The organism is Serratia sp. CY33525, assembly GCF_052169115.1.
Lineage (GTDB): Bacteria > Pseudomonadota > Gammaproteobacteria > Enterobacterales > Enterobacteriaceae > Serratia > Serratia sarumanii.
On record NZ_JBJNLK010000013.1, the window covers coordinates 109284 to 120122 of the forward strand.

Below are 10839 nucleotides of genomic sequence, written 5' to 3' on the forward strand. Positions count from 1 at the left end.
AACCTCTACCCCGCCAGTCGTGCGCACAGATAACGGTTCAGGCTCACGCCTTCCTCCATCGCGCCGATCGCCAGCCGCCGATGCTGTTCCGGCGTCATGCGCAACACCAGTTTTCCGCTGAAGTTCTTTTCCGCCAGCGCCTGCGGCGGCGTTTCGCCTTGCGCCAACATATCGGCGATCGTTTCGCTCACCACTTTTTCGATACCCTCCAGCGCGCCGCTACGCGTGGCGGCCAACCAGGACAGCGAGGGGAATTCGGCGCATAGCCCGACATATTCACGATCATCCGCTGACCAGGTGATGCGATAGGTATAGTGTTCATGCTTTTCCATGTTCTTCCTCCATTCTGGCTCCCTTCTTTATTCTAGTATCGTTATTGGTATCACTTCAATGTCGAAGCATAAAAAATGAACGCAGAAGGGCCGTGAGGCAAGAGGAGGGAGGAAAATGTGGAAAGTGCTGCGCAAAAAAACCGGGCCTGAAGGCCCGGTGGGGATGAGCGGAGAATGAGAGGTTATTCGCCCGGGCAGCGCTGGCAGCGCTCGATTTCGGTCGTGCCGAGTTTGAGTTTCGCCTGCAGGTCACGCAGCGCAGTGCGCAAGCCTTCCTCGATCACCGGGTGATAGAACGGCATGTCCAGCATCTGATCGACGGTCATCTGTTGCTGATGCGCCCAGGCCAACAGGTGCGCGATGTGTTCGGCGTCCGGGCCGATCATTTCCGCGCCGAGGAAACGGCCGGTGCCTTGCTCGCCGTAGACGTGCAGAATGCCTTTGTTGCGCAGCATCACCCGCGAGCGGCCCTGATTCTCAAACGAGACCTTGCCCACTTCAAAGCAGCCGCAGGCGCTGAACTTCTCGCTCAGCTCGCGGAAGGTCGAGCCGACCATGGCGATCTGCGGATCGGAGAACACCACTGAAATCGCGCTGCGGCGCAGGCCCGGATTGATCTCCGGGAAGCTGCCGGCGTTGGCGCCGGCGATGTGCGCCTGATCGCTGGCCTCATGCAGCAGCGGCAGCTGGTTGCTGGCGTCGCCGGCAATGAAAATATGCGGCACGCTGGTTTGCATCGTCAGGCGGTCGGCCAACGGCACGCCTCGGGCGTCGAGCTGTAAGCCGGTGTTTTCGAGGCCCAGCCGATCGACGTTGGGGCGGCGGCCGGTGGCGGCCAGCACGTAGTCCACCAGGATCTCCTGCGGTTGGCCCTGCAGATCCCGATAGCGGATAAATACGCGGTCGCCTTCGCGCTGCATCATCTCTACCTTCACGTCGGCGTCGAGATAGAACTCTTCCCCCAGCGCGTTGGCGGCGTAGTCGCGCACGGCGCTGTCGGTCAGCGGCCCGACGGCGCCGCCGATGCCGAAGACCTTGGTGTCGACACCGAGGCGGTGCAGCGCTTGCCCCAGCTCGAGCCCGATGACGCCAGGGCCGAATACCGCTACGGACTGCGGCAAATCATCCCAGTTGAACAGATCGTCGTTGACGATCAGACGATCGCCCAGTTCGTTCCACGGCGCCGGCCAGCTGGGGCGGGAACCGGTGGCGATCACGATGCGCTGCGCCACGATGCGCGTATGCTCGTCGACCTGCAGCGTGTTGTCGTCGATAAAGCGGGCATAGCCCTGAATTTTGTCGCCGGCCGGGATCTCGTCCACGCCTTCCAGCACGAAGCCGACGAAGCGATCGCGTTCGCGTTTGACGCGCGCCATCACTTCGCGCCCGTCGATGCGGGTTGTACCGGTTGGGTGCACGCCAAAGCCCGGCGCGCGTTCGATTTGATGCACCGCTTCGGCGGAGGCTATCAATAATTTGGATGGCATGCAGCCAACGCGCGCACAGGTGGTGCCGTAAGGCCCGCCTTCGATCATCACCACGCTGGGGGTAGACAGTTTGGCCGCGCGATAGGCGCCGAGCCCTGCGGTGCCGCCGCCGATGACCGCAACATCAACGTTCAACAGTTTCATATCCGCTCCTGAAAGGTAAAAAAAGGGCGGGCCGTAGCCCGCCAAAGTTCACGTTGGCTTTGTTATTACTTATTAAGCTGACAGGAAAGTTTCCAGATCGTCGCTGCCGCCGATGTGACGGCCGCCGATGAATACTTGCGGCACCGTGGCGCGGCCGCTGACGGCGCGCAGGCTGACGGTGGTGGCGTCTTTGCCCAGTACGATCTCTTCATACTGAATGCCGCGCTCTTGCAGCATTTGCTTGGCTTTGGCGCAGAATGGGCAGCCCGGCTTGGTGAACAGGGAGACCGACTCCTGCACTTTGAATTCCGGCGCCAGGTATTTCAGCATGGTGTCGGCGTCGGACACTTCAAACGGGTCGCCCGGCTTGTTCGGTTCGACGAACATTTTCTCGACCACGCCGTCGCGCACCAGCATCGAGTAGCGCCATGAACGCGGGCCAAAGCCCAGATCCGCTTTCTCGACCAGCATGTTCATGCCTTTGGTGAATTCACCGTTGCCGTCCGGCACGAAGGTGATGTTTTCCGCATGTTGATCGGCTTTCCAGGCGTTCATCACGAAGGTATCGTTCACCGAGACGCACAGAATGCCGTCGACGCCGTGCTGCTTGAATACGCTGGACAGTTCGTTGTAGCGCGGCAGATGGCTCGAAGAACAGGTTGGCGTAAATGCGCCCGGCAGCGAGAACACGATAACGGTTTTGTTTTTGAACAGGTCATCAGTGGTCACATCAATCCATTGGTCGCCCTGACGGGTGTGGAAAGTAACCTGAGGAACTTTCTTGCCTTCTTGACTGGTAAACATTGATTAACCCCTTAATTAGCAAAATTAATTTTTAGCATTTAGCGCGATATCGCTTCGTTGGGACACATTATTGTCGCTGGGGGTTGATAGATCTAATCGCTCATTGCTATCTTATCTATCGCCATGAGCTATCATGGAATGGAGGGAAACAATGAATATTCGTGATTTAGAGTATCTGGTCGCCTTGGCCGAGCACCGGCACTTCCGCCGCGCGGCCGATTCATGCCATGTAAGCCAACCCACGCTGAGCGGGCAGATCCGCAAGCTGGAAGACGAGTTGGGCGTCATGCTGCTCGAGCGCACCAGCCGCAAGGTGCTGTTCACCCAGGCGGGTCTGCTGCTGGTGGAGCAGGCGCGTACCGTGCTGCGCGAAGTGAAAGTATTGAAGGAGATGGCCAGCCAGCAGGGCGAAGCCATGTCCGGGCCGCTGCACATCGGCCTGATCCCGACCGTGGGGCCTTATCTGCTGCCGCAGATCATCCCGACGCTGCACAAAACCTTCCCGAAACTGGAAATGTACCTGCACGAAGCGCAAACCCAGCAACTGCTGGCGCAACTCGACAGCGGCAAATTGGACTGCGCCATTCTGGCATTGGTGAAGGAAACCGAGGCGTTTATCGAAGTGCCTCTGTTCGATGAACCGATGAAGCTGGCGGTGTATTCCGATCACCCGTGGGCGCAGCGCGAGCGCGTGGCGATGCCGGATTTGGCGGGAGAGAAGCTGCTGATGCTGGAGGATGGCCACTGCCTGCGCGATCAGGCGATGGGCTTCTGCTTCCAGGCGGGCGCGGACGAAGATACCCACTTCCGCGCCACCAGTCTGGAAACGCTGCGCAATATGGTCGCGGCCGGCAGCGGCATTACCCTGCTGCCGTCACTGGCGGTGCCGCCGCAGCGCGAACGCGACGGCGTCTGCTATCTGGATTGCTACAAGCCGGAACCGAAGCGCACCATCGCGTTGGTGTATCGCCCCGGTTCCCCACTGCGCAGCCGTTATGAGCAGTTGGCCGAAGCGATCCGCGAGCACATGCAGGGCTACATCGACAACGCGTTAAAACAGGCGGTTTAAGCCGTTAAGCGCCGCCACCCGGTAGGCTTCGGCCATGGTCGGATAGTTGAAGGTCGTATTAACGAAATACTCGATAGTATTGCCTTCACCTTTCTGTTCCATGATCGCCTGACCGATGTGGATGATCTCCGCCGCACGCTCGCCGAAGCAGTGGATCCCGAGGATCTGCAGGGTGTCGCGATGGAACAGGATCTTCAGGCTGCCTACGTTCATCCCGGCGATCTGCGCGCGCGCCAGATGCTTGAACTGGGCGCGGCCCACTTCATACGGCACCTTCATCGCCGTCAGTTCCTGCTCGGTTTTGCCGACGGAGCTGATTTCCGGAATGGTGTAGATGCCGGTCGGGATATCTTCGATTAGGTGACCGCTGGCTTCGCCGGAAGCGATCGCCTGCGCGGCGATGCGGCCCTGATCGTAGGCGGCGGAAGCCAGGCTCGGATAGCCGATCACGTCACCGACCGCATAGATGTGCGACAGCGCGGTTTGGTACATGCTGTTCACCTTCAGCAGCCCGCGGCTGTCCGATTCCAGGCCGACGTTTTCCAACCCCAGCGAATCTGTGTTGCCGGTACGGCCGTTGGCGTACAGCAGGCAGTCCGCTTTCACCTTCTTGCCGGACTTCAGGTGCACGATCACGCCGTCTTCGGTGCCTTCAATCTTCTCGAACTCCTCGTTGTGGCGGATCACCACGCCGTTGTTCCAGAAGTGGTAAGAGAGCGAATCCGACATCTCCTGATCGAGGAATGCCAGCAGGCGATCGCGGGTGTTGATCAGATCGACCTTGACGTTCAGACCGCGGAAGATAGACGCGTATTCGCAGCCGATCACCCCGGCGCCGTAAATGATCACGTGGCGCGGTTCATGGCTCAGCTCGAGAATGGAATCGCTGTCGTAGATGCGCGGGTGATTGAAATCGACGCTGGCCGGGTGATAAGGGCGCGAGCCGCAGGCGATCACGATGTGGTCGGCGCGGATGGTGTCCTGAGTGCCATCCATATAGCTGACGCTGACGGTGTTGGCGTCGATGAAACGCGCGTCGCCGGCGAACAGTTTGCACTGGTTCCGCTCATAGAACCCTTGGCGCATGCGGGTTTGCTGGCTGATGACGTTATCGGCGTGGCGTAAAATGTCAGGGAAGGTCGCGCTGAGCGTGCGCGAGTTGTTGTAAAGCGGGTTCTGGTTGAATTCGATAATGCGGCTGACGGCGTGGCGGAGGGCTTTGGAAGGGATGGTGCCCCAGTGGGTACATCCGCCGCCTACGTTGTTGTACCGTTCGATAACGGCCACGCGGGCGCCCTGTTTCACCAGCCCCATGGCGGCACCTTCACCACCAGGGCCCGAGCCAATCACAATGGCATCAAATTGATAGTGCTGTTGCATGTAGGAGAGACCTGTTTTTTATACAAGATTACAACGGTATCTTAACATCATAGCGCTGCTCACCCAATCACCATTAGGCTTTTTGAGGCAAAGCACAATCGGCTCAGGGCGGAAGTGTGATAGAGCGCGTTAGTATAAATGCTGTTGCAATAAAATTTGCTATATTGCCGAGTCTAGGGCGTTAGACTGAGAGAATGGAACCTATCCGGATATGCATATGGGCGTCAGAGCACAACAAAAAGAACGGACTCGTCGTTCCCTGATCGAAGCCGCATTCAGCCAGCTGAGCGCCGAACGCAGCTTCGCCAGCCTGAGCCTGCGGGAAGTTTCACGCGAGGCGGGCATCGCGCCCACGTCGTTTTACCGCCATTTCCGCGATGTGGATGAGCTGGGGCTGACCATGGTGGACGAAAGCGGCCTGATGCTGCGCCAGTTGATGCGCCAGGCGCGCCAACGCATCGCCAAGGGCGGCAGCGTGATCCGCACCTCGGTGTCCACCTTTATGGAATTTATCGGCAACAACCCGAACGCCTTCCGCCTGCTGCTGCGCGAGCGTTCCGGCACGTCGGCGGCATTCCGTGCGGCGGTGGCGCGCGAGATCCAGCATTTCATCGCCGAACTGGCGGACTACCTCGAGTTGGAAAACCACATGCCGCGCAGCTTTACCGAAGCGCAGGCGGAAGCGATGGTCACCATCGTGTTCAGCGCCGGCGCGGAAGCGCTGGATATCGACGTCGAGCAGCGGCAGCAGCTGGAAGAGCGGCTGGTGCTGCAGCTGCGGATGATCTCCAAAGGGGCGTATTACTGGTATCGCCGCGAACAAGAAAAAGCTTCTGTGTCCCACGTATAAAAAAGGTAAAAAATGATGGAAAAACCAGGCCGTGAAAATGGCACCTTACTGCTGGCGTTGATTGCCGGCCTTTCGATCAACGGTTCGTTTGCCGCGCTGTTCAGCTCGGTGGTGCCGTTTTCGATCTTCCCGCTGATTGCGTTGGTGCTGGCGGTGTACTGCCTACATCAGCGTTACCTGAACCGCGCTATGCCGGACGGCATGCCGAAGCTTGCGGCGGCCTGTTTCCTGCTGGGGCTGCTGATGTACAGCGCCATCGTGCGCGCCGAATACCCGCAGATCGGTTCCAACTTCCTGCCGTCGGTGATCTGCGTGGCGTTGGTGCTGTGGATCGGGATGAAACTGAAGGCGCGTAAGGCGCCGGATGCGCCGACTCAAGAGTCGTAATGAAACGGGGCGCCATGATGGCGCCCCTGTCGTATCAGCGGTGCTTTTCCAGCAACACGCCGCATTCCATGTGATGGGTATACGGGAACTGATCGAACAGCGCCAGGCGGCTGACCCGGTGCGTGGCCTGCAGCGTTTCCAGGTTGGCGCACAGCGTTTCCGGATTGCATGAGATATAGAGAATGCGCGGGTAGGCCTGCACCATCTTCACCGTTTCCTCGTCCAGCCCGCTGCGCGGCGGATCGACGAAAATCGTCTCGCAGTTGTAGCCGCTCAGATCGATGCCTTTCAATCGGTTGAATTCGCGCACCCCGTTCATCGCCTGGGTGAAGTCTTCCGCCGCCATGCGAATGATCTGCACGTTGTCGATATGGTTGGCGGCGATGTTGTACTGCGCCGCCGCCACCGACGGTTTGGCAATCTCGGTCGCCAGCACGCGCTCGAAATTGCGCGCCAGCGCCAGCGAGAAGTTGCCGTTGCCGCAATACAGCTCCAGCAAATCGCCTTTGGAACCGGCGGTCACCGCCAGCGCCCATTCCAGCATCTGCACGTTCATGGCCGCGTTGGGCTGAGTGAAGCTGTTTTCCACCTGGCGGTAGATCATGTCGCGGCCGGCGACCGGCAGCACTTCGTCAACATAATCCTGGTCGAGCATGATTTTGGTCTTCGATGCCCGGCCGATCAGCTGCAGGTCGAAACCCTGCGCGCGCAGATCGTCACGCAGCAGCTCGGCGTGCCGTTGCCAAACGTCATCCAGCTTGCGGTGATACAGCAACGAAGCGATGATTTTGCCGCTTTGCGTCGACAGATAATCGATCTGGAACAGCTTGTGGCGCAGGATCGGTTCCGGTTTCAGCGCGGCGATCAGGGCGCTCATCAGGCGGTTGATCAGTTCGCTGGCGGCCGGGAACCGATCGACGCGAATACGCTGCTTGGTCTGCTGATCGAACATGATGTGGTACATGTCGTCCGCGTCGTGCCAGATGCGGAATTCGGCGCGCATGCGGTAGTGATCGACTGGCGAGCGGAACACTTCCGGCTCGGGCGCCGCGAACGGTGACATCAACGTCTTCAGGCGGGCGACTTTCTCCGCCAGTTGGTCATCGTAACGTTCAATAGGCAAATTCTCGGGCGTCATGTGTGTCTTCTCGTCAGGCAAATTTGATCAGCGGGGATTGTAGGGAATCAGCCCGTGAAGTCCAGTTTTGTCGCGTTTATTATTTGTAACATTAGTAGCAGTCTAGACATCTATTTTCATTGATCGTAGCATTGCCGTCCGGCCTCAAGCAGCGAGTGAAAAGGGAATCCGGTGTGAATCCGGAGCTGACGCGCAGCGGTAAGGGGAAGTCACGGCGATAGCGTTTCGACGCAGACACTGTCCATTGCAGGATGGGAAGTCATCGCCCGTTGCCGGTCGCGCCCCGCGGCCTGCAAATCCCAAGCCCGAAGACCTGCCGGTGTTACGTCGCAATGTCCGTGGCCGTCGCGAACTATCGGCCATGATCCTGCGGCATCCGCCAATTAAGTTTGGATGCTTTTCTCATGACAATTACAAAAAATACGCTGCTGGCGGTGGTTTCCTCCGTCACGGCTTTTTCTGGATGGGCGCAAGACAACACCACAACCACGAATGGCGATAACCTGGTGGTGACCGCCAACCGCTTCCCGCAGCCGGTTTCTTCCGTGCTGGCGCCGACTTCCATCGTCACCCGCAACGATATCGATCGCTGGCAGGCCAAGAGCCTGACCGACGTGATGCGCCGCCTGCCGGGCGTGGATGTTGGCCAGAACGGCGGGCTGGGGCAAAAGAGCTCGCTGTTTATTCGCGGCACCAACTCCAGCCACGTGCTGGTGCTAATTGACGGCATTCGCCTTAATCAGGCGGGCGTCAGCGGCTCTTCCGATCTTAGCCAAATCCCAATTTCGCTGGTGCAGAAAGTCGAATACATCCGCGGCCCGCGTTCGGCGGTGTACGGCTCCGACGCCATCGGCGGCGTGGTCAACATCATTACCACCCGCGAAAAGAACGGCACGACGCTTTCCGCCGGCCTCGGCTCCAACGGCTATCAATCCTATGACGCGTCGACCCAACAGCAGCTGGGCGACAGCACCGTGGCGACGGTGGCGGGCGACTACACCTATACCAAAGGGTATGACGTGGTGGCCTATGGCAGTACCGGTATGCAAAGCCAGCAGGATCGCGATGGTTTTATGAGTAAATCACTGTATGGTGCGCTTGAGCATCAGTTCAGCGAATCGGTCAGCGGTTTTGTACGTGGGTATGGCTACGACAACCGCACGGCGTACGATAGTTACTATTCCTCTCCGGCCAGCTCTCTGCTCGATACTCGCAAGCTGTACAGCCAAACCTGGGATACCGGATTGCGTTATAAAGAAGGCATTTACGCAACACAATTGACCGGCAGCTACAGCCATAGCAAGGATTACGATTACGATCCTCGCCGCGGTATGCATGACAGCTCGGCCAGCCTGGTGGATTCCGAACAGTACAACCTGCAGTGGGGCAATACGCTGCAGGTTGGACAGGGTACCGTAAGCTCTGGCGTCGACTGGCAGCAACAGAAAATCAAACCGGACTCTACCACCGTAAAGGGTGAAAAAAGCCAACGTGATGCAGGCATCTATCTGACCGCGCAGCAACTGGTTGGCCCGGTGACGCTGGAAGGCGCGGTTCGGGGTGACGATCATTCCGAGTTTGGCTGGCACGGCACCTGGCAAACCAGCGCGGCCTGGGAGTTCGTCGAGGGATACCGTTTTATCGCGTCGTATGGCACGGCGTTCAAAGCACCCAATATGGGCCAGCTATACGGCAACTTTGGCAATAACACCGATCTGAAGCCGGAAGAAAGCAAGCAGTGGGAAGGCGGTTTTGAAGGGCTGACCGGGCCGGTGACCTGGCGCATCTCCGGTTATCGCAACGACATCGACAATTTGATCGATTCCACGGGGGAAACCAACTACGTCTACTACAACGTGGGTAAGGCGACCATCAAAGGGATTGAAGCGACGGCGTCTTTTGATACCGGCCCGCTGACGCACCAGATTGGTTACGATTATGTCGATCCGCGCAACGCAAAAACTCACGAAGTGCTGCTGCGCCGCGCCAAACAGCAGGTGAAATATGAGCTGGACTGGCAGCTGTATGACTTTGACTGGGCGGTGACTTATCAATATTTGGGTCAACGTTATGACAAGGACTACAGTACCTATCCGGAGCAGAGTGTGAAACTCGGCGGCGTGAGCCTGTGGGATCTCGCAGTTTCGTATCCGGTCACATCTCATCTGACAGTTCGTGGTAGAATTGCCAACCTGTTTGATAAAGATTATGAGACGGCCTATGGCTACGCTACTCCAGGAAGAGAATACTACCTCACTGGAAGCTATACCTTCTAACAGCACCGCCACACCTCGCCCGACGGTGCTGGTTTTCGATTCCGGCGTCGGCGGGCTGTCGGTATATCAGGAGATTCGGCAGTTGCTGCCGGATCTCCACTATATATACGCTTTCGACAACGTGGCGTTCCCCTACGGTGAGAAGTCCGAAGAGTTTATCGTTGAGCGCGTGCTGGAAATTGTCGGCGCAGTGCAGCAGCGGCATCCTCTGGCGATTGTCGTCATTGCCTGCAACACCGCCAGCACCGTTTCCTTGCCGGCCCTGCGCGAGCGTTTCAGCTTCCCGGTCGTGGGCGTGGTGCCCGCCATCAAGCCTGCCGCCCGTCTTACCGTTAACGGCATCGTCGGCCTGTTGGCGACCCGCGGCACCGTACAACGCAGCTACACCCACGAACTGATTTCCCGTTTCGCTACCGACTGCAAGATTGAACTGCTGGGCTCTTCAGAGCTGGTGGAGTTGGCGGAGGCCAAGCTGCACGGCGAAGCCGTGCCGTTGCCGGTACTGAAGAAGATCCTGCATCCGTGGCTGAGCATGCGCGAGCCGCCGGATACCGTCGTGCTGGGCTGCACCCATTTCCCTCTATTAGCTGAAGAGCTGATGCAAGTGTTGCCGGAAGGCACCCGGCTGGTGGATTCCGGCGCGGCGATTGCCCGTCGTACCGCCTGGCTCATCTCGACGCAGGAAAATCTGGTCTCGAGCCAGGAAGAGAATCTGGCCTATTGCATGGCGTTGAATGAAGATACTGACGCTTTATTGCCCGTTTTGCAGAGCTACGGCTTTAAATCGTTGAAAAAACTGCCGCTTTAACGGTGTTTTGGTTAAACATTCAACGGTCGGAAAAAATATTGAAAATAGGGGTTGCGGCCTGCCGAGAACTCCCTATAATGCGCCTCCACTGACCGGGAACAACGACTGACAAGCCGCCGGGTCAGCGAGAAGACAGCGAAATAAACGCTTGACTCTCCGGGCTA

Annotated in this window: 10 protein-coding genes and 1 riboswitch; of the genes, 5 read left to right on the top strand and 5 right to left on the bottom strand. The window is 58.5% G+C overall.

The window, feature by feature from the left end:
• Positions 1 to 5: 5 nt before the first annotated feature.
• From ACJ8IM_RS23320 to ACJ8IM_RS23330, 3 genes are all read right to left on the bottom strand, one after another.
• On the bottom strand, positions 6 to 332 hold the full coding sequence (locus tag ACJ8IM_RS23320) for a type II toxin-antitoxin system HicB family antitoxin (protein ID WP_033654540.1): 327 nt from the start codon (positions 330 to 332) through the stop codon (positions 6 to 8).
• Positions 333 to 514: 182 nt separating this feature from the next.
• A complete protein-coding gene (locus ACJ8IM_RS23325) occupies positions 515 to 1963 on the bottom strand; it encodes a dihydrolipoyl dehydrogenase (protein WP_033654541.1) in 1449 nt (482 codons plus the stop codon).
• A 72-nt stretch (positions 1964 to 2035) separates the two neighbouring features.
• A complete protein-coding gene (locus tag ACJ8IM_RS23330; protein WP_019452251.1) occupies positions 2036 to 2767 on the bottom strand; it encodes a glutathione peroxidase in 732 nt (243 codons plus the stop codon).
• A 151-nt stretch (positions 2768 to 2918) separates the two neighbouring features.
• Between ACJ8IM_RS23330 and oxyR the strand changes: the two genes are divergently transcribed.
• Positions 2919 to 3836, top strand: a complete 918-nt coding sequence (gene oxyR, locus ACJ8IM_RS23335) for a DNA-binding transcriptional regulator OxyR (RefSeq protein WP_033636422.1) — start codon at positions 2919 to 2921, stop codon at positions 3834 to 3836.
• On the opposite strand, the gene sthA is transcribed toward oxyR, so the two are convergent.
• A complete protein-coding gene (gene sthA / locus ACJ8IM_RS23340; protein WP_004931047.1) occupies positions 3819 to 5216 on the bottom strand; it encodes a Si-specific NAD(P)(+) transhydrogenase in 1398 nt (465 codons plus the stop codon). The two genes, oxyR and sthA, sit on opposite strands and share 18 nt — an antisense overlap.
• 217 nt (positions 5217 to 5433) lie before the next feature.
• On the opposite strand from sthA, the gene fabR reads away from it, so the two are divergent.
• Complete coding sequence (gene fabR, locus ACJ8IM_RS23345) at positions 5434 to 6066, top strand: HTH-type transcriptional repressor FabR (protein WP_004931044.1); 633 nt, start codon at positions 5434 to 5436, stop codon at positions 6064 to 6066.
• A gap of 15 nt (positions 6067 to 6081) precedes the next feature.
• On the top strand, positions 6082 to 6453 hold the full coding sequence (locus ACJ8IM_RS23350; RefSeq protein ID WP_033649905.1) for a YijD family membrane protein: 372 nt from the start codon (positions 6082 to 6084) through the stop codon (positions 6451 to 6453).
• A gap of 34 nt (positions 6454 to 6487) precedes the next feature.
• Here ACJ8IM_RS23350 and trmA read toward each other — a convergent pair whose 3' ends face one another.
• Positions 6488 to 7591 (bottom strand): tRNA (uridine(54)-C5)-methyltransferase TrmA, encoded by a 1104-nt coding sequence (trmA, locus tag ACJ8IM_RS23355; RefSeq protein ID WP_033654542.1) that lies wholly within the window; start codon positions 7589 to 7591, stop codon positions 6488 to 6490.
• 115 nt (positions 7592 to 7706) lie between these two features.
• A riboswitch (cobalamin riboswitch) is annotated at positions 7707 to 7926 on the top strand.
• A 69-nt stretch (positions 7927 to 7995) separates the two neighbouring features.
• Between trmA and btuB the strand changes: the two genes are divergently transcribed.
• Together btuB and murI are read left to right on the top strand one after the other, a co-directional pair.
• A complete protein-coding gene (gene btuB / locus ACJ8IM_RS23360) occupies positions 7996 to 9867 on the top strand; it encodes a TonB-dependent vitamin B12 receptor BtuB (RefSeq protein ID WP_033649900.1) in 1872 nt (623 codons plus the stop codon).
• On the top strand, positions 9812 to 10675 hold the full coding sequence (gene murI, locus ACJ8IM_RS23365; RefSeq protein ID WP_033654543.1) for a glutamate racemase: 864 nt from the start codon (positions 9812 to 9814) through the stop codon (positions 10673 to 10675). Before btuB ends, murI begins: the two co-directional genes overlap by 56 nt.
• Positions 10676 to 10839 lie beyond the last annotated feature (164 nt).